This is a genomic window from Mycobacterium sp., assembly GCF_032162605.1.
GTDB lineage: Bacteria > Actinomycetota > Actinomycetes > Mycobacteriales > Mycobacteriaceae > Mycobacterium.
In genome coordinates, this window is record NZ_JAVROT010000584.1 from 1 (window position 1) to 20,370 (window position 20,370).

The following is a 20,370-nucleotide window of genomic DNA, read 5'->3' on the forward strand; positions in this document are numbered from 1 at the left end:
CTTCAACTACCAGAAGGCGCGGGAGATCCCGTCGTTCACCCCGCCGAAGGATCTGCAGCCCGGTGAATACCGCATGCAGCAGGAGGACGTGAACCGCAGCCAGGAATTCCGCAAGTGCATCGAGTGCTTCCTGTGCCAGAACACCTGCCACGTGGTGCGTGACCACGAGGAGAACAAGCAGGCGTTCTCCGGGCCGCGGTACCTGATGCGTGTCGCCGAGCTCGACATGCACCCACTGGACACCGTGGACCGCAAGGACATGGCCCAGGAGGACTTCGGGCTTGGCTACTGCAACATCACCAAGTGCTGCACCGAGGTCTGCCCCGAGCACATCAAGATCACCGACAACGCGCTGATCCCGATGAAGGAGCGCGTGGCGGACCGCAAGTACGACCCGATCGTGTGGCTGGGGAACAAGCTCTTCAAACGGTGAGAGCACCCCTGGACGAACGTGAACTGGCCGCGAGAATTCTCGCGGCCAGTTCGCGTTGGCGCGTAGGCTCGTGACAGCTGCCAACCAACACCCATCAACGACGAAGGGAGGCGCCACATGAGCAGTGGAGAAACACAGAGCGTCAACGACATTCGCACCGCGATCCGCGAGCTGACCGCACGGGCCGAGCTGGCCCGCAAGGAGGGCAGGCGCGACGACGCCGCTGAGATCGACAAGCGGATTCAGGGCTACCGCGAGGAGCTCGGCCAGCGCCCCTGAGAAGCAGCCTCAGGCGCCCAGCCGACGGAACGTGCTGCGGTGGAACACGATCGGCGGGATGTCGTCATGAACCGTGATGTCGTGCACCCGCAGAACGACGATCGTGTGATCGCCCGCGGGGACAAGCTGCTCGATGGCGCTCTCCAACCAGACACTGGTGCCGTGGATGAACACCGCGCCGCCCGCGGTCGACTTGGTCTCCAGACCCGCGAACCGGTCACCCGTCTTGGCCGCGAGCGTCTTCGCCGCCTCGTCGTGCGACTCGCCGAGCACGCTGATCCCCAGGAGCGGCAGGTCCTTGAGCTTGGGCCACGTCGTCGACGAATTCTGTACGCAGAAGGACACCAGCGGCGGGTCCAGCGACACCGGCACGAACGTGCTCGCCGCCAAGCCGACCAGGGTGCCATCGACCTCGGCGGCGATCGCGATCACGCCGGACGGAAAGTGACCGAACGCCTCACGCAGTGAAGCCGGACTCAGATCTGTGCTGCTCATAGCGACTCCATCTTCACATGAGTTTCCCTGCCCACCCAGCTACGCCCGCGCATTCCCTGCCCCACCCAGCTACGCCCGCCCATAAAGATGCACAGCAGCGACGTCGGGATGCGCGCGCAATCGACTCTTCCAAGCATTGCGGCCGTACACCGCGAAGATCCTCTCGTTGGACGGGTCCGCGGTGATGCCGCGGGCCTTGGCGGCCAGCTCGTCCGGCAGCGACAGCACCGGAAACTGGGCGTCCAGCCTCGGATTGAAGAAGTACGGCACCGAGATGCGCTCCCTGGCTGAGAGCGCCACCCGATGCTCGGTGGCACGCAGATAGCCGCCGCTGGCGATCTCGAGCATCTCACCGATGTTGACGATGAGCGCGCCCGGCAGCGGGTCGACGTCGACCCACTCTCCATGGTCATCTCCCGTCGCTTCGCTCGCCCCGGTGGACCCGCGGACCTCCAGGCCACGGCTGCCTGGTTCGGCGAGCAACAGCGTGAGCACGCCCGCATCGCGGTGGGCGCCGACCCCCTGGGGGCCGTCGGCCTCGGCCGGGTAGCGGACGATCTTGATCAACGTGGCGGGGGTCTCCGCGAACGCCGCATCGAAGACGTCCTCGGGGCTGCCGAGCGATACGGCGAAGTGCCGCAGCAACCTTCGTCCGACGTCGGCGAGTGCGGCGTCCCATTCGGCGATGACCCCTGGCAGCTCGGGCAGCGCGGGCGGCCACTGGTTGGGACCCTGCAGTCGCAGATACGGCTCTGCCGGGTTGCGCACGGGCACGCGCTCGGGTCCGATGTCGATCTGCTCGCGCCAGTCGACGGCGCCGCCGGTGAGCTCACCGCCGAGGCGCGTGTAGCCGCGAAAGTGCGGACTGTTCACCATCGCGACCGCGTCCTTATCCTGCTGCGGTAGAGCGAACAACGCCCGCGCCGATGCGAGCACGCGCGCGGTCAGGTCGTCGGGAACCCCGTGTCCGGCGAGGTGGAAGAAACCCACCTCGTGCGCCACCGATCGCAGGCGCTCCCGCAGCGGGGCGGCCTCGTCACGCAGGTCGACGACGGGCAGCGCGGTTTGAACGGACACGCCTTCCATGATCGCCGCGATCGGGCATCTCGGCCACGTTCTCGATCGACGTGAACTCAAGTCGCCGACGGCAGGGGCATTCCCCAGGGACGCCAACCGCTTTCACCCGGTTCCCAGATTTGCTGGATCGATCCCACAGCATCGCCGGTGATGCCGACCACGGGTCACGTGACCGAACAGCTGACGGTAACCTGACGCCCATGCCTCAGCCGACTCTTCTCTCAATTCTGCGCGAGCGTGCCGGCCTTCAGCCCGACGACAAGGCGTTCACCTACACCGACTACGAGCAGATCGGCATCGTCAGCCGGCAAGGCCGGTTCACCCGGTTGGACGCCTAGCCGGTCGAGCGAAACCGGCACTGACCCACCATGTGGATCACTCTTCTGGTGATGGCCGTCGCCGTGAGCCTGGAACCGTTCCGCATCGGCATGACGGTCCTGATGCTGAACCGGCCGCGGCCGATCCTGCAGTTGCTGGCGTTCCTGGTTGGCGGCTTCACGATGGGAACGGCGGTGGGACTGGTCGTGCTCTTCGTCCTGCGGCCCGCGCTGCTGGGGTCTGCGCACTTCACCTTGCCCAAGGTGCAGATCGTGATCGGCGTGCTGGCCCTGCTGGTCGCCGCCGTGCTGGCCACCGGCCTCCAGCTTCGCCGGTCCGACCACCCCGGGCGACTGTCGGCGCAGGCTCGGCGACTGACGAACGGCAGTTCGCCGTGGGTGGCGGCGGTGGCAGGCCTCGGCATCGCGCTACCGTCCCTCGACTATCTGGCGGCGCTAGCCGTCATCCTCGCTTCCGGCACCACCGCCATGACTCAGGTCGCTGCGCTGATGATGTTCAACGTGGTGGCCTTCGCTCTCGTCGAACTGCCACTCGTCGCCTACCTGATCGCGCCGCACCGGACCCGGGCGGCGATGAACGCGCTGCACCGCTGGCTCCGGTCACGCCGTCGCCGTGACGTTGCCGCTCTGCTGGCCGGGGTCGGTGGCTTCCTGGTCGTGGTCGGGCTGGTGGGCCTGTGAGCCCCGCCGGCAGGGCTTAGGCGTCCAACCGGGTGAATTGATCCTGGCGGTACTGCTCGACGCAGGCGGCCCGTCGAATCTTGCCGCTCGTCGTGGTCGGAATCGACCCTGGCGGTACCAGCACGAGATCCCCGACGTTCAAGCCGTGCGCATTGGATATCGCGGAGGTGACGTCGCTCTTGACCCCGCTTAGCCAGCGCATTGCCTCCTCGTTGGAATCGCCTCGCTTCTTGAGCTCGATGATGGTGACCAGATTCTCGGTGCTATTCACCGGCACCGCGATCGCTGCGACCCGCCCACCCGTGATCTCCTGGACCGTCACCTCGATGTCCTCGGGATAGTGATTACCTCCACGGATGATGAGCAGATCCTTGATACGGCCGACGATGAACAGTTCACCATTGGAAATGAATCCCAGGTCGCCGGTTCGTAGCCACGGTCCGTCGGGCGTGCCCGATGAGGGGTCGACCAGCGTTGCGCCGAAGCAGCGCTGCTCCTCCGGCGGTTTACGCCAGTAGCCGTCGGCGACATTGTCGCCATGCACCCAGAGCTCGCCGACCACGTCCTGCGGGCACTCGCGATTGGTGTCGGAATCGACGATGCGCAGCGTAGGGGTTTGCGGCACCTTGTATTTGACCAGGGCAGTGCCCCTGCCGGCCGCGCTCCGCTGGACGCGGCCTGCGGACAGCTCGTCGACATCGAAGTGAACCGCTGGCGATGATTCGCTCCAGGTGCCGGCGGTCACGAAGACGGTTGCCTCCGCCAAGCCATAGGAAGGACGCATCATGTGGTCCCGAAGATTGAAGTGCGCAAACCGATCGACGAACCGTTCCAGGGTGGCCGGCTCGACGCGTTCGGCACCGCTGATGATGCCAAGCACCCCACCGAGGTCCAAACCAGCCAGATCACCGTCGGTGGTCTTGCGGGCGGCCAAATCAAAGGCGAAGTTGGGCGCCGCCGAAAAGGCACGAGGATTCTCAGCCAGCGCTCGCATCCACCTGGCCGGTCTTTCCAAGAACGCCACTGGAGAAGTCAATTCGGCGCGAAAACCGCCAAGGATCGGGGCGCAGACGCCCAGCACCAAACCCATGTCGTGGTAGAAGGGCAACCACGACACGATCGTGTCCGGTGGGGCCATGACGCCGGAGACCGCGAAAAGGCTGCGCATCAACTGCTCGAAGTTCACCTGAAGGTTGCGATGCGAAAGCATGACACCGGTCGGCGTTCGGGTCGAACCCGAGCTGTATTGCAAATACGCGATGCTCGACACACCAGGCGGCTCGATGCTTGGTCCGAGTTCGACGTCCAGCTTCAAGGAATCGATTTCGACGATCTTGGGCGCAATTTCCAGGCGGGCTTGATCAACGTAATCGCCGACGTCTTCCGCCACCGCGGACGTTGTGAGCACGACCGAGGGCGACGTGTCGGCAAAGACCGCGCCCACCCGCTCGTGATTCGAGCCGCGATGCGGCAACGGCAGCGGCACCGCGATCAGCCCAGCCTGCATGGAGCCCAGGAAGGCCAGGATGTAGTCAAGGCTCTGCGGTGCAAGGATCACCGCCCGGTCTCCGACCGACGCATGAAGGCTGAGCTCGCGTGCCACGTTCAAGGTTCGGCGGGACAACTGCGCCCACGTGAGACTCTCGATGACACCCGCCGGGTGGTGGGTGTAGTCGGTGAAGGTGAATGCCACGTCACCGGGGCGCAGGCTGGCACGTCCGTGCAGCATCGAAAGGATGGATGACTGGGACGTACCCAGGCTTGGAGGCGTCACGTCACGTCCGTTATGGGTGCTCACCGTTGGACAACACGGACATGGCACCGTTGACGAGCGTCGAAATGGGGTCGCCGCCGCCGCCGAACGTCGCGTTGTTGGCCGGTGCGGTGACTTCCGCGGGGTCGAAGCCGTGCACCGGATCCACCTGGACCGGCGCGGTCGCCGGATCGTCGTTGCGCGAATATCCCGCATTCACCCTGGGCATCAAGATCGCGTCCAGCTTGTTCAGCGTGTCCTCCGGGAATCCGAGGTACTTGAAGGGCAACACCAGGGGAAGGTGCTGCTCGGGGACCAGGTACGTCGTCGTCGTCGCCCCCCTCGAGTTGACCGTCGTTCGGATGTTCTGCGGCGGAACGTTGCCCGGGTTGGTGAACGCAATCGCGGTGTGCCCGGTGGCCAGGCCGGCGATCGAGTTGGCGAGGGCGAACAGGTTGTCCGGCCGGTCGGGAAAGTCGGCGATGCTGTCGTAGGCAGAGACGAACTGGTCGGTGTGGTACTGGCTCTCCACCGGAGCGGGGATGCGGTAGTCCATCGCCGGAACGACGCTGCCGACCGGGAACATCTGGGTCAGGAAGCTCTCCCCGAACGGGGTCTTGGCGATCGGGTCGCCGAACGTCGCGAAGCTGAGTCGGTCCGGCGGCGGAGCGGTCGGATCATTTGCCATTTGCGCCTTTACCGCGTTGAGCACCAGCGCACCCTCGGACAACCCCATTGCCCTGCCGGGGCCCCCGTTGCGGATGGCCGTTTCGAGGTTGGGCTCACCGATGTCGATCGACTCGCCGATGCTCGGCCCATCCAGCCCCAGGCCGGGATGGATCTTTTCGCCGATCGGGCCGATACCGGGGAACAGGCGTTCCAGGACGTGCCCCTGAACCTGTCCTGCGGGATAGTCGACTTTCTCCCGCTTCATACCCGGGAACCAGTCCGCGCCCGTGAGACGGATGTATTCGTCATAGGGAATACCGAGCACGTGGGCGCCGCCCAACGCATATGCAGTCCCAGGGTCTGACGACGCGGGGGTCAACGTCCCTGGCGCCGGCGGCCCTGGGGTCGACGAGTCATCGGCGGTCGCGCTCCCGACGCCGAAACATCCTGTGACACCGGCAGTTACCAGCACCGCAAATCCTGCGAGGAGTTTCTTCATCCCTACTCCTGACCGCTCAGCTTCCCTAGTTTCACATACATGGTGCGTCCTTGCTAAACCTGCTGCTCGACGGCTTTGGCTGGTGCCCGCGGCGGCGCGGGCACTCCTGACGGCCACCAGTTCGCCCGCCCGACCAGCGCCGCGATGGCGGGCACGGTGATGGTGCGCACCACGAAGGTATCCAGCAGAATGCCCACCCCGATCACGAAACCGCCCTGCATCACGATGCCGATGCTCGAGAACAAGAGCCCGCCCATCGAGGCGGCGAAGATCAGTCCAGCCGCGGTGATCACGCCGCCCGTCGAACCCAGGGTGCGGATGATGCCGTGCCGCATGCTGTGCGGAGACTCGTCCCGCATTCGCGACACCAAGAGCATGTTGTAGTCGGCGCCCACAGCGACCAGCACCACGAAGGCCAACGGGGGAACGCTCCAATGCAACTGCTGGCCGAGGATGAATTGAAACGCCAAGACGCCGACGCCGATCGCCGCGAAATACGAGATCACCACGGAACCGACGAGATAGAGCGGTGCGACGATCGCACGCAGCAGCACCATCAGCGTCAGCAGCACGACGATGAGGGTCGCGAAGATGATGTATCGGATGTCGTGCTCGTAGTAGTCACGCGTGTCCCGCAGCGCGGCAGGGAACCCGCCCATGGATATCGTGGCGTCGGACAGTGTGGTGTTCGGCTGGGCACCCCGAGCGGTGTCACTGATCTCGTTGACCTGATCCATCGCCTCGGAGCTGAACGGGTTCAGTTTGGTCTGCACCAGATACCGCACCGAGTGGCCGTCGGGCGAGATGAACGCCTTGGCGGCCTTCTGGAAATCCGGCAGACCCAGCACTTGTTCCGGAATGTTGAACCCCGCCTGTGACGGGTCCGCGGCGTTGTCCTTCATCGTCAAGAGAAAGGCCGATGCCTCGTTGAGTCCGGACGCCACCAGTTTGATCTGATCGACGAGTTGGTTCACTCCGCCTGCCACCTGCTGGCTTCCGCCCGCCAGCCGGTCGGCGTTCTGCTTCAGCTGGTTCAGGCCCGCCTGCGGGCCACCGGGCTTGTTCAGGCCCATCGAGTTGACCGCCTTGGCGACATTGGCGAGTGCACCGTTCAGCTTGTTCACCGTCGCGTTGAGGGACTGTTTGTCACCGAAACTCTGGAACTGGTGCGCGAGGTCGTTGATCTGGTCGAGGTTTCCGCCGTTGCGTGCGGCGACGAGCTGCTCGAACTGGTTGCGGGTGTTGCTGCAGGAGGAGTCGGCGTCGCAGACCGGGTTGCCCTGCAGTGCCGTCAGGACCGGGCCTATCCAGGCGAAGAAGTCCTTGGCGGCCGTGAAGTTCACACCCATGGAATTGCCGAGCGCGTTGATGCTGTCGACGAGCTTGGCGGCGTTGTCGACGTCCCGCACCAGCTTGTCCCCACCGTACTGGGTCCTCATCGAGGAGAACTCACTGACCAGACTCTGGATACTCGGCACGATCCTGTTGACCTGCGCACGCACGTCATTGAGGCTGTCGGCCAGCGTGTTGGCCCCGGCCGCAAGTCGGTTGAGGTCGCCGGTGCGCTGGTTGATCTGGTCGGAGCCGTCGGCCAGTCGGTTACCGACGAGCCCGGCCTGATAGGTGGCTCTGAATTCCTGCGGCACGTCTCCCAGCGGTCGGGTGATGCCGCTGACCAGACCGACGTTCGGCAGCTGTGCGACGCGCGAGGCCAGTTGTTCCAAGTCCGCGAGCGCCCGCGGGGTGCGCAGGTCGTGCGGTGACTGAACGAGGATGTATTCGGGGATGGACTGACTGATGGGGAAGTGGCGTTCCAGCGCCGCGTACCCGATCGAACTCGGCGCCGACGCCGCGACGACCTTTCGATCGTCGTAATTGTATTTCGCGAGGATCGCGAAGCTGGCCAGGATGGCCAGGACGAGCACACTGGCAACCAGGTGTGCCACCGGCCTCCGCACGATACGGATGCCGGAACGTCGCCAGAACCGAGCAGTCAGTTCACGCCGTGGCTTGACCCAGCCACGCGGCCCGGCGAGCACCAGGATTGCCGGCAGCAGCGTCACTCCGGCCAGGAATGCGACGCCGATGCCAATCGCCGACGAGATTCCGACCGTTCTGAACACTCCCATCTTGGCGAAGCTCAACAGGAGAAAGGTGATCCCCACCGTGGTGGCGGATGCGGTGATCACCTTGCCGATCGAGATCATCGCCGCCTTGACCGCCCGGTTGGAGTCCATCCCCGACCGCACGTAGTCGTGATAGCGGCTGATGAGGAAGACCGCGTAGTCCGTTCCCGCACCCGCCATGATCGCGCTCAGGAACACGATGGACTGGTTCGAGACGCCTGACCCGGTCAACTGGGAGAAGCCCGCCACCACTGCCTGTGCGATCACCAGGGACGACCCGATCGTCACCAGCGGCAGCAGCATGGTGACGGCGCTGCGGTAGACCAGCAACAGCACCAACAGCACCAGGACGGCGATCGCGAGCTCGATCGGCAGGCGATCCCGTTGACCCGCGACGGTGAGGTCCGCGACCGTGGCCGCGGGCCCGGTGAGGTGCACTGTCATGGGGCTGCCTGCGACGCTGCGTTCGACGATGTCGGCCACTCGGTTGAATGAGTCGAAGGACCGCGGCGTGCCCAACTCGCCCGCGAGGCCGACCGGCAACACCCAGGTCTTCTTGTCCTCACTCGTCAGGAACTGTCGCAGTTGTGGCGTGTTGACGAAATCCTGCACCGTCACGACGTCTGCCTGGTCATCGTGCAGCGCGTCCACGAGCTTGCCGTAGGTGGCCTCGTCGGCGGGTCCCAGCCCGTTCTCGTTGATCAACGCCACCAACAGGAGGTCGTCGTTGCCCGGTTCGTGAAACGCCTCGGTCATCTTCTTGGCGGTGACACTCGACGGTGCATCGCTGGGCAAAATGGCCAGCGGATGCTTCTGCGCCATCTCGCCCAGCGATGGGAAGCTCAGCGGCAGGGCGACCGCAATTGCGATCCAAACCCCTATCACCACCCATGGCCACCGCACCACGAGGTCGGCTAGCCGTCGCATACCGCCCTCACCCTCGCCCCGAATTGCGCATCACGGAAAAACCCTGGCCATCGATTTGCTCGCCGCTATGCGACGCGTCCCCAATGCCCGCTGTCAGCGACCCGTACGGACACCGATTTCATGGCCTCCATGTAGCGGGTTACTGATTTCTCGGCGATCGGATTGTCGGGATGCATGATCGCCATGGCCGTGCCTTCCCCGTACCGGAATACGTAGATCGTCAATTGATACGAAAATCGGGCGTCGGGATAGATTCCGACGTTGTTCGCAAGGCCTATGTCGGCTGCTGCGAGTATTGCGTTGAGCGGGGCTGCGCCGCCGTGCAAGAAGTTCGACACCGGAAAGTTCGGACGTGGCCAGTTCAACCACGGCGCCAACTCCATTACGCGGTAATACGGCACTCTCGCCATGTCCAGACCCGAATCGAAAGAGGCCTGCGCTGCATATGCGGCATCGTTGAAGGAGGTCGCTGCTATCGGGACGGTGATCGGGATCAGTCCAGTAAACCAACCCTGCGTCATGAAATTGTCGCTGGCCGTGCGGGAATCCCTCGGAGTGAGCCCGTGATACGTGAGCGCGCCGGTGAACTCGTGCTCAACCAGGCCGAGACAAGCGAACAAACCGCCGACGAAGCGCGCCCCGGCCGCAGTGCAGGCTGCTTCGAATCGCTCCGTTTGGGCTGCGTCCATCAGGAGTTCGGAGGCCATGTAACTGCTGGTGGATTTCAGCGGGTTGCCCAGTGGTAGTGGGAATTCGGGAAAGCCACCCTTGTTGTTCTCGGCGAAGTCAATCCACGCGCGTACCCCAGGCGAATCCAAGGTCAACGTTGATGTGAACTCGCGCTCGCGGACGCAAAAGTCATCGAAGCTTCCAGCGTCGGGCAGCGTGAGGGCCTGGCCGCTTCCGCTCATGGCCGAATACATTCCGTTGGCTTCCATCATCGTCGTGCCGATCAACGTGGCATCTCCGTGCACGTGATCCATGGCGGCAAAGAACGTGAAGTGGTGCTCGTGCTGGACAATCCCGAAAGTGAAGCAACCCCACTCCAGCGGATTCGGTATGTCGACGACGTGAACGCGTATTTCGTCAACGGTCAGGTGGCCCTGATCGACCGGCGCGAATTCAATGTCGGCCGGATCGTCCATGGCACGTCTAATGAAGGCGCCGTTGCCGGTGTTTTCGAACCAACTGAGGAACGTGTCGTGCCGACGTAGGTATGCGTTGACGGCGTGATCCATAGCCGAAATATCGCATTGGCCGGCCACGTCGCAGCTGGCGATGATCTGTCGAGAGAAGTTCAGGCCCGCGGCCGCGCGTTCGGAATAGTTTCGGAGATGCTGGCCCTGCATGTAGCTCACCGGCACCGAACTAATCGGCGCTTGCCGGGCCTTCTCCTGCGCCGCGGCCGTCGGATGCCACGAGGTAACTGAGCCGGGCGTTAGCGTCCATTCATCAAGTCCGCCAACCGTAATCTTCCCGATGCGCAAGACTTTGTCCTCTCCCGTACTCCCCGCTACAGCCGGCCCCCCTCCGGCATCACTCGTGGCTCAACATACCCTCGGTTCCGCCGCAGTCGCCCGGCGCCGACCCCGGCCGCATGCGACAGGTGGACGTGCAATAGTAGGCCGTCGAGGTCAATCTTCAGGCGCTACAGGTGTCTCGCCCAATTGCATTCTGACCGCCGATGCTAGGAGCACAACCGCATGGTTTCCGCCGAACGTCCGATCGACCCGGCCCCCCGCTTCGCAATCGTCGGCTACGCGGCGCGTTTCCCGGGCGCCCAGAATGCCGATGAGTTCTGGGACGTGCTGAGCGAGGGGCGGGACGCGATCTCGGAGGTGCCAAAGGACCGCTGGGACGTCGACGAATTCTTCGACCCGGAACCCGGTGTGCCCGGCAAGGTCGTGACTCGTCGTGCGGGTTTCGTCGATGACGTGACGGGGTTCGACGCGCCGTTCTTCGGCATGTCGACGCGCGAGGTCAGGATGATGGACCCGCAGCATCGGCTCCTGCTGGAGACGGCGTGGCGCGCGATCGAGCATTCGGGCACTGCGCCAACGGCTTTGGCCAACACCAACACCGGTGTGTTCGTGGGTTTGGCCACCCATGACTACTTGGGAATGGCATCCGACGAGCTGACCTATTCCGAGATCGAGGCCTATCTGGCCATCGGTACGTCGAATGCCGCAGCAGCGGGACGGATCAGCTATCGGTTGGGGCTGCAGGGCCCGGCGGTCGCCGTCGACACGGCGTGCAGCTCGTCGCTGGTGGCGATCCATCAGGCGTGCCAAGCGCTGCAGTTGGGCGAATGCGACCTCACGCTGGCCGGCGGCGCAAACGTCCTACTCACCCCGGCGACCATGATCACTTTCTCCCATGCGCACATGCTCGCGCCCGACGGCCGATGCAAGACCTTCGACGCGGCCGCAGACGGCTATGTGCGCGGCGAGGGTTGCGGCGTCATCGTCATCAAGCGCCTCGAGGACGCGATCCGCGACGGTGACCGGATTCGCGCCGTGATCCGCGGCAGTGCGGTCAACCAGGACGGCGCATCGGGTGGCTTGACGGTGCCGAACGGCGTTGCTCAGCAACGAGTCATCGCCGATGCTCTGAAGCGCGCCGGCGTCGCACCCAGTGACGTCGGATACCTGGAGGCGCACGGGACGGGGACATCGCTGGGCGATCCGATCGAGGCTCAGGCCGCCGGTGCGGTGTTCGGCGTAGGCCGCAACGCGAGTCGGCCGCTGTTGATCGGCTCGGCGAAGACGAACATCGGGCATCTGGAGGCCGCCGCGGGGATCGCCGGCGTGATCAAGGTCATCCTGTCGCTCGAGCACGAGACTTTGCCGAAACACCTGCACTTCGAGAATCCGTCGCCGCACATTCCCTGGGACCGCCTTGCGGTGAAGGTCGTGCAGGAGGCCACCCCCTGGGAGCGCAACGGTCAGCCACGTATCGCGGGAGTCAGCTCGTTCGGATTCGCTGGGACCAACGCTCACGTCATCGTCGAGGAAGCGCCCGCTTCGGCACCCAGTCTCGTCGAGCAACCCGGTCCGGGGTTGGATGTCGCCGCCGGGGCGGCTCCGCGGTTCCACATCCTTCCGCTCTCGGCGCGGACGCCCGCTGCGCTGGTGCAGGTCGCCGATCAATACCGCAGCTGGTTGAGCGCGCACTCGGAGGCCACCTTGGCGGACGTGTGCTTCACCGCCGGAGTGAGTCGCGCGCACTTGGAGCACCGTGCCGCGTTGGTGGTCAACTCGAGGGAAGCTGCCATCGAGTTACTCGGAGCGCTCGTGGACGACCGGCCGGCACCCGGTCTGGTTCGCGGAGAATCCCATGACACGCCGAAGACGGCGTGGCTCTTCACCGGTCAGGGCAGCCAATACCCCGGCATGGCCCGGGAGTTGTTCGACACCGAACCGGTATTCGCCGAGACCCTGAATCGTTGCGCGGCAGTGGTAGCCGACGTTCTCGATAGGCCATTGCTGGATGTCATCTTCGATGTGGATGGCCCGGATGGCGATGAGACGCTGCGGCAAACCAGCTACGCGCAGCCCGCCCTGTTCGCGGTGGAACTGGCCCTGGCCCGGCTCTGGCAGTCGCGGGGCTTCGAACCCGACGTGGTGCTGGGCCACAGCGTCGGCCAGTATTCGGCGGCCTGCGTCGCGGGGGTGTTCAGCCTCGAGGACGGCGCGCTGTTGTTGGCCGAGCGCGGCCGCCTCTTCGGCAGTTTGCCTGCGGGTGGTCGAATGGTCGCGGTGTTCGCCGCCGCCGAGCGTGTCGAGAGCCTCACCGACGAATTCCCGAGTCTTTCGGTCGCCGCCTACAACGGCGCCAACACCGTGCTGTCGGGACCCACTCGGGAGCTGGACCAGGCGGTGGCCCGGTTGACTGCCGACGGCGTCCGGTGTGACCGGCTTGACACCAGCCACGCGTTCCACTCGGCGCTGCTGGACCCGATCCTCGACGAATTCGAGTCCTATGCGCAGCGGTTCAATTTCGCCCCGCCACAACGGATTCTGATCGACAACCGCACCGGTGCCGCGCTCGGCAGGAGCGTGAAACTCGATGGCGCCTATTGGCGTCGTCACGCGCGCCAACCGGTGGAGTTCGCCAAGAGCGTGCGCACCCTTGCCGAGCTGAATTGCAAGGTGTTGCTCGAAATCGGCCCACAACCGGTGCTCACCGCCGCGGCCTTGCGGGCCTGGCCCGACCCGGCCACCGCGCCGCGGGCGATAGCGTCGCTGCGTCGAAACACCGCCGACCACCGACAGCTCACCGAAGCCGTCGCCGACGCGTACGTCTTGGGCCACCTGCCCGAATTCGCCGCTTTTCGGCAGGCGCACGCGCGGAAGCTCGACCTGCCCACCTATCCGTTCGAGCGCCGCGAGTACTGGTTCCGAGACAACAAAGATAAAGATCCGGAGCCCGCCGACGAGCAACCGCACGTGGGCGCGCGTACCCACGCGGTCCGCCTCCTCGAGGACGGCCGGATCGAGGAACTCGCAGCCCTGCTCGACGGTGCGGGCGGCGACCACCAGACCCTGAACGTGCTGACCAAGCTTGCGGCACAACACAACCAACAGCGAACGAACCAGGCAAAAGCGGGCGACCGCTACGAGATCCGCTGGGAGAAATCCGCTGCTCTTGGGTCCAGCGCGGACGTAGGCGAGGGAGCTACCTGGCTGCTCATCGGTGATGGTGCTCAAGCGATCCAGCCCTTGGTCGACGTGCTGACTGCACGTGGCCACCGGCATCGGATCCTCGGGTTGCCGGTATCCGACGCGGACACCGAACAGCTCGCGAGCACGTTGCGCGCTGCCGCAGCGGACGATCCGACGCTACGTATCGTGCATGTCGCGGCCCTCGACTCCGACGGTGCACCATCGATGCGGTCACTGTTGCGGATGCAACACCAAATCCTCAGCGGAACACGGCGGCTCTTCCGTGCCGCGATCGCCGCGGAACTGCGCACACCCATTTGGTTGGTTACACGTGGTGCACAGCGAGTCACCGACGCAGACACCGTGTCGCCGGACCAGAGTTGCCTCTGGGGATTCGGCCGGGCCGCCTCATTGGAGCTTCCGCACGTGTGGGGCGGACTGGCGGATCTGGCTGAATGCACTGCCGACGAATGGTCGCGGTTCATCAACCAGGTGGTGGCGCAACCACGTGGGGAAGACCAAATCGCGCTGCGCGATAGAGCGGTCCATGTCCCCCGGCTGGTGCGCCGGGATGGGCAGCCGAGCGCTCAGAAGCTGGAACTGCGCGCTGACGCAACGTATTTGGTGACCGGCGGGCTGGGGTCGATAGGACTGGAGCTCGCGGGATACCTGGCCGCGCAGGGCGCCAAGCACCAGGTGCTGACCAGCCGACGCGCCCCCAGCGCTGCCGCGCAACAGCGCATCGACGCGCTCGCCGAACAGCACGGCTGCGAATTCCGGGTCGTCACTGCCGATGTCGCCGACGCGCACGACGTCGCACGCCTGCTGGCGACCGTGGCTGCCGAGCTGCCGCCGTTGGCCGGCATCGTCCATGCCGCCGGGGAACTCGGCACCACTCCGCTGAGCAACCTGGACGACGCCGAAGTAGACCGCGTCTTCGCCGGGAAGGTCTGGGGTGCTTGGCATTTGAGTGAAGCAGCCGCTGACCTGCAGCTGGACTTCTTCATCAGCACCTCCTCGATCGCCTCCGTATGGGGCGGGTTCGGTCAGACCGCGTACGGCGCGGCCAACGCCTTCCTCGACGGGCTGGCCTGGCGCCTGCGCGAACAGGGCATCCCGGGGATCAGCGTGAACTTCGGTCCCTGGTCGGCGGGCATGGCCGACGCGGAGTCGCGTGCGCGACTGGACAAGCGAGGCGTCCGGACGTTGTCACCTGCCGACGCACTGGCAGGTCTGGCCGATGTCGTGGCGGCTGCTTCGCAGGGCCCGGCGCAAGGAGTGGTGGCCCGGATCGACTGGGCCCGTTTCCTGCCGCTCTACCAGCAGGCGGGGCGACGGGCATTCCTGGCCGAGGTGGAACGCGAGGTGCCCTCCGAGCTGACGGCCGTGGCGCCGCCTGCCACTGCTTCTGGCAAGACCAAGCTGGTCGAGCAGCTCACCAACGCTCCGATACAGCAGCGCAAGAAGCTTCTGACGGACTACCTGCGCGACGCGGTAGCAGAAGTGACGCGGGTAGACGCCGCGGAGATCCGCGAGGACGCCGGGTTCTTCGACCTCGGCATGGATTCGTTGATGGCCGTCGAATTGCGGCGCCGCATCGAACAAGGAGTGGGCAAGGAGATACCCGTCACCCTGGTGATGGATCACCCCCGGCTGTCCGATGCGACCGACTACCTGCTCGGCGACGTCCTGGGCCTCCGCGAGCAGGCCTCCGCCAAACCTCGGCTTGCCTCAGTGACGACGCCTTCGGACGAGCCCATCGCGATCGTCGCGGTGTCGTGCCGTTTCCCCGGGGCGCCCGACCCGGAAGCCTTCTGGGAGTTGCTGTCCGGCGGTGTCGATGCGATCCGGGAAGTCCCGGAGGACCGATTCGACATCGACGAGTTCTACGATCCGGATCCAGAGACTCCGGGCAAGACCTATACGCGCTTCGGCGGGTTCCTCGACGGAATCGATGGATTCGACCCCGAGTTCTTCGGCATCTCTCCGCGCGAAGCGGTCTGGATCGAGCCTCAGCAGCGGCTCGTGCTCGAAACGGCGTGGGAGGGTATCGAAAGGGCTGGGTACGCGCCGGCCGCATTGCGCGGAAGCCAAACCGGCATCTTCATGGGGGTGGCCGCCAACGAGTATGCGCATCTGCTGTCGTCGGAGTCGCTCGACAAGATCGAGCCCTACTTCATCACCGGCAACGCGCTCAACGCCATTTCCGGTCGGGTGGCCTTCGCGCTGGGACTCGAAGGACCGGCGATGGCGGTCGATACCGCTTGCAGCTCGGCGCTGGTGGCCGTCCATCAGGCCGTCCAGGCATTGCACTCCGGTGACTGCGACCTGGCGTTGGCCGGCGGTGTGAACGTCTTGCTCAGTCCGGTGACGGTGATCGCCGCCTCCCGCGCCAGGATGCTTTCGCCAGTCGGGCGATGCAAGACGTTCGACGCCTCCGCCGACGGCTACGTGCGCAGTGAAGGCTGCGGAATCCTCGTGCTCAAGAGGCTGAGCGACGCGGTGCGCGATGGCGATCGGGTTTGCGCGGTCATTTCCAGCAGCGCGGTCAACCAGGACGGCGCGTCCAGTGGTCTGACAGTGCCCAATGGTGGTGCACAGCAACGACTCATCGCGACGGCGCTGGCTCGCGCCGGTCTGGAAGGCGGGGACGTCGACTACCTCGAGGCGCACGGGACGGGCACCCCGCTGGGCGATCCGATCGAGGTGCAGGCAGCCGCAGCCGCCTACGGTGGCTCGCGGGACGCAGACCGACCGTTGCTGATGGGATCGGTGAAGACCAACATCGGTCATACCGAGTCGGCATCAGGGGCAGCAGGTCTGATCAAAGTCGTGTTGTCGCTGCAGCACGACGTGCTGCCGCAAAGCCTGCACTTCGACACGCCGTCGCCGCACATCCCGTGGGACTCGCTGCCGGTGCGGGTCGTGGACGAGGCAATGCCGTGGCACGCCAACGGCAGGCCACGGCGCGCCGGTGTGAGTTCCTTCGGGTTCACCGGCACGAACGCACACGTGCTGATCGAGGAAGCCCCACTGGGTGCGGCGATGAGCGCTCGCGCGAAGAGCATCGAGCCCGCGCCCCGGGAGTCGGACAATCCCGAGCGGCCCTTCAACGTGCTGGCTCTGTCCGCGCGGACGCCGGAAGCATTGGTGGAGGTGGCGCAGCGTTACGCGGCCTGGTTGACAGCCCGTCCGGATGCCGACCTCGCCGACCTCTGCCTCACTGCAGGCACGGGCCGTTCTCATTTCGAACATCGGGTCGCGCTGGTCGTCGATTCGGTCGAGAATGCGCGCGAGGGCCTGGCCGAGTTGGCCGAGAACCGGCTGCGGCCCGGCGTCGTCCGTGGCGAGCACACGCACCGCCCGACGACGGCGTGGTTGTTCACCGGGCAGGGCAGCCAGTATCCGGGCATGGCCCGCGAGTTGTTCGACGCCGAGCCGGTTTTCGCCGAAACCGTGACACGTTGCGCGGAGGCGGTCGATGACATGCTGCCGCGTCCGCTATTGGAGGTGCTGTTCGCCACCGACCGCAGAGCCGGAGGCGACGCCCAAGAAATACTGCGGCACACTTCGTTTGCCCAGCCAGCGCTCTTCGCCGTCGAAATGGGCCTGGCCCGGCTGTGGCAGTCGTGGGGCATCGAGCCCGACGTGGTGCTGGGGCACAGCGTGGGCCAGTATGCAGCGGCATGTGTGGCCGGAGTCTTCAGCCTCACCGACGGCGCACGGCTGATGGCCGAGCGCGGCCGGCTGTTCGGCAGCCTGCCCGAAGGTGGGCGAATGGTAGCGGTTTTCACCGACCCCAAGCACGTCGAGGAGATCGCCGGCCAATTCCCGCGAGTGTCGGTCGGCGCCTACAACGGACCCAACACCGTGCTGTCGGGTCCAGGTGAGGATCTGGAGCACGTAGTCGCAAGATTCGACGACGAGGGCATCCGCTGCACCTGGCTGGAGACCAGCCACGCCTTCCACTCGGAATTGCTGGATCCGGTTCTCGACGAATTCGAGTCGTACGCAGCGCAGCTGCAGTTCGCCGTCCCGACGTTGCCGCTGATCTGCAACCGCACCGGCGCGGTGCTCACGTCCCAAACCCCGCTCGACGCGCAATACTGGCGGCGGCATTCCCGGCAGCCGGTGCAATTCGCCGAAAGTGTGCGCACCGTGGCATGGCTGGGATGCTCGGTGTTGATGGAGCTCGGTCCGCAACCGGTGCTGACCGGGGCTGCCGTGCAGGTCTGGCCCGAACACCTGGCCGCTCCGCGGGCGATCGTCTCGCTGCGTAAAGGGGTTGGCGACCGGCGCCAGATCGCCGACGCGCTGGCCGCGGCCTACGTCGGCGGCCACCGACCCAATTTCGGTGCGCTGCAACGTCAACCCGGTCGCAGACTCGAATTGCCCACGTATCCATTCCAGCGCCGCCGCTTCTGGCCCAAGACGTCCGGCATCGCCGGTTCCGGTGTCCACGGTGAGGCGGTCTCCGGAATCCTCGGTAGCGCAAAGGACCTCGCCTCTGGTGACGCCGTCTACACCAGCAGATTGTCCGTCAAGTCGCAGCCGTGGCTTTCCGACCACGTCATCTATGGCATCGTGGTCGTCCCCGGGGCGACGTACGCAGCGATGGCGTTGGCCGCCGTCGGTACCCCGGCGCGCGCGAAGGACGTCTTCTTCTACGAGCCGATCATCCTGCCCGGGAAGGCTTCTCGCGAGGTGCAGCTGACGTTGCATCCGCTCGTGGACGGCAGCGGTTCGACATTCAAGGTGCACAGCCGCCCGTACGGTGAACGCGGCGCCGAATGGTCGTTGAACGCCGAAGGCACTGTCGTCACCGGCGTCGATGACGAGCCGGTGTCCGAGCAGACCGATCCCGTCGACGCGGCCATCGAGCGGCTGGACCGCATGCGTCCGCAGGAGTTGTTCGAGACCTTCGCCGACCTGGAGCTGGCGTGGGGGCCGACCTGGTCCGGTTCCCTGAAGTCGCTGTGGCTCGGTGAGGGTGAGGCGATCGGCGACATCGTCGTCGGCGAAGAACTCGCCGAACAGCTCGGAAGCGAGCCGATGCACCCGGTGCTGATGGACCTGTGCACCGGAGTCGCCTTCCCAGCGTTCCCTGCACTTCTCGCGGCCGAACAGGGTGTGAGCGATCTGTTCCTGCCGTTGCGGTACGGGCAGGTGACGCTGTGCGAGAAGATGCCGCGCAGGTTCTACTGCCGCGCGAGGTGGCACGAAACAGGGCTCGACAGCGAGACCCAGGTCTTCGATCTCGATTTCGTCGACCGGGACGGCCGCCAGTTGGGTGGAATCCGCGAGTTCACGGTCAAACGCGCGCCCCGCGAGGCGTTGTTGCGCGGGCTCGGCGGCGATGCCACTCGACTGCTGTACACCCTTGGCTGGCACGAGGTTCCTCCGCCACCATCCGAAGACGGTGCCGAGAACACGGACGGCACCTGGCTGATCGCCGGATTCGACGAACTGGCCGCCGAGGTGCCGGGCTGCATCCCGTTCGATCCGGCAGGCGATCCGGAGCACTTGGGACAGTTGTTGGCCCAGGCTCACGAGCGCGGTCTGCCGTTCTCCGGGGTGGTCTGGGGCGCTACGGGCCGGAGCCCAGAGCACTCGAGCACAGCAGAGTCGAGCGCCGAAGTCGCCGCGCGGCTCGAGACCGAGCTCGCCAACCTGCTCAGCGCCGTGCACACCGTGCAGGGCGGCGAGGTGAAACTGCCTGGCGGACTGTGGATCGTCACCGAGCGGGCCGTTGCGTGCGAATCCGGCGAGCCGGTCGACCCAGTGCAAGCGGCCCTCTGGGGATTCGGGCGCACGGCGATCAACGAGGAACCGGCGTTGCGCCTCAAACTGGTCGATTCCGACGGATCACAGGAGGCCGTGCACGCACTGGCGAATCTGATCGCCACCCCGTACCCATCCCTCCAGGAGCCGGAACTCGCACTGCGGCAAGGAAAGCTGCTGGCCTCACGGTTGTTGCCGTGGGCACGCGGTGGACATCTCACGGTGCCACGCGGAGGCGACTACGTCCTGGCGCCGACCGAACGCGGTGCGATCGACAACCTGCGGCTGACCGAAAAGGACGTGCCGCCACCGGACGAGGGCTACGTGCAGGTTCGGGTGGAGGCCTCGGGCCTCAACTTCCGGGACGTGCTCAACGTGCTCGGCCTCTACCCGGGCGATCCCGGACCGATCGGCGGGGACTTCGCAGGCGTCGTCACGCAGTTGGGCAGCGACGTCACCGAACTCGAGGTGGGCCAACGCGTCTATGGCTTCATGCAGGGCGCGTTCTCCAGCCGGTTCAACGTGCCTGCCCAGCTGCTGGCGCCGATTCCCGACGGGCTGAGCGCGGTCGATGCGGCCACGATCCCCGCGGCGGCGCTCACGGTGCGGCTCGCGTTCGACTGGGCCCAGTTGCAGCCCGGTGACCGC

Annotated in this window: 10 protein-coding genes and 1 pseudogene; 5 read left to right on the plus strand and 6 right to left on the minus strand. The window is 65.7% G+C overall.

The genetic code is table 11. The features are described from left to right. Positions 1–433: succinate dehydrogenase/fumarate reductase iron-sulfur subunit (locus QOI01_RS32535; protein WP_526387756.1), on the plus strand; the 433-nt coding region annotated here is incomplete at its 5' end. A 117-nt stretch (positions 434–550) separates the two neighbouring features. Beyond that, the gene (locus QOI01_RS32540) at positions 551–712 is read left to right on the plus strand and encodes a hypothetical protein (RefSeq protein ID WP_526387758.1); all 162 of its coding nucleotides are present in this window, start codon (positions 551–553) and stop codon (positions 710–712) included. 9 nt (positions 713–721) lie between these two features. Here QOI01_RS32540 and QOI01_RS32545 read toward each other — a convergent pair whose 3' ends face one another. Continuing rightward, entirely contained in the window at positions 722–1,207 is a 486-nt protein-coding gene (locus QOI01_RS32545) for a flavin reductase family protein (protein ID WP_526387760.1), read from the minus strand. 69 nt (positions 1,208–1,276) lie between these two features. Beyond that, the gene (locus QOI01_RS32550; RefSeq protein WP_526387762.1) at positions 1,277–2,293 is read right to left on the minus strand and encodes an isopenicillin N synthase family dioxygenase; all 1,017 of its coding nucleotides are present in this window, start codon (positions 2,291–2,293) and stop codon (positions 1,277–1,279) included. A 191-nt stretch (positions 2,294–2,484) separates the two neighbouring features. Between QOI01_RS32550 and QOI01_RS32555 the strand changes: the two are divergent. Both QOI01_RS32555 and QOI01_RS32560 read left to right on the plus strand, forming a co-directional pair. Then, positions 2,485–2,574, plus strand: a pseudogene (locus QOI01_RS32555) (hypothetical protein); the annotation flags it as partial. Positions 2,575–2,652: 78 nt separating this feature from the next. Next, a complete protein-coding gene (locus QOI01_RS32560; protein WP_526387764.1) occupies positions 2,653–3,303 on the plus strand; it encodes a GAP family protein in 651 nt (216 codons plus the stop codon). Between the two features lie 16 nt (positions 3,304–3,319). Here QOI01_RS32560 and QOI01_RS32565 read toward each other — a convergent pair whose 3' ends face one another. The 4 genes from QOI01_RS32565 to QOI01_RS32580 form a co-directional block, all read right to left on the minus strand. Beyond that, a complete protein-coding gene (locus tag QOI01_RS32565; RefSeq protein ID WP_526387772.1) occupies positions 3,320–5,062 on the minus strand; it encodes a fatty-acid--AMP ligase in 1,743 nt (580 codons plus the stop codon). Positions 5,063–5,087: 25 nt separating this feature from the next. Then, on the minus strand, positions 5,088–6,224 hold the full coding sequence (gene pe / locus QOI01_RS32570; protein WP_526387766.1) for an acyltransferase PE: 1,137 nt from the start codon (positions 6,222–6,224) through the stop codon (positions 5,088–5,090). 53 nt (positions 6,225–6,277) lie between these two features. After that, positions 6,278–9,277 (minus strand): MMPL/RND family transporter, encoded by a 3,000-nt coding sequence (locus tag QOI01_RS32575; protein WP_526387768.1) that lies wholly within the window; start codon positions 9,275–9,277, stop codon positions 6,278–6,280. A 65-nt stretch (positions 9,278–9,342) separates the two neighbouring features. Next, positions 9,343–10,764, minus strand: coding sequence for a condensation domain-containing protein (locus QOI01_RS32580; protein ID WP_526387770.1), 1,422 nt, complete (start codon positions 10,762–10,764; stop codon positions 9,343–9,345). A gap of 216 nt (positions 10,765–10,980) precedes the next feature. Here QOI01_RS32580 and QOI01_RS32585 point away from each other — a divergent pair. Beyond that, positions 10,981–20,370 (plus strand): type I polyketide synthase (locus tag QOI01_RS32585; protein ID WP_526387771.1); only part of this gene is annotated, 9,390 nt, incomplete at its 3' end.

Bases quoted from the DNA above. Each gene is read 5' to 3' on its own strand.
- QOI01_RS32540 (WP_526387758.1), top strand. From the start codon at position 551: ATGAGCAGTGGAGAAACACAGAGCGTCAACGACATTCGCACCGCGATC.
- QOI01_RS32545 (WP_526387760.1), bottom strand. From the start codon at position 1,207: ATGAGCAGCACAGATCTGAGTCCGGCTTCACTGCGTGAGGCGTTCGGT.
- QOI01_RS32560 (WP_526387764.1), top strand. From the start codon at position 2,653: ATGTGGATCACTCTTCTGGTGATGGCCGTCGCCGTGAGCCTGGAACCG.
- pe (WP_526387766.1), bottom strand. From the start codon at position 6,224: ATGAAGAAACTCCTCGCAGGATTTGCGGTGCTGGTAACTGCCGGTGTC.
- QOI01_RS32575 (WP_526387768.1), bottom strand. From the start codon at position 9,277: ATGCGACGGCTAGCCGACCTCGTGGTGCGGTGGCCATGGGTGGTGATA.
- QOI01_RS32550 (WP_526387762.1), bottom strand. From the start codon at position 2,293: ATGGAAGGCGTGTCCGTTCAAACCGCGCTGCCCGTCGTCGACCTGCGT.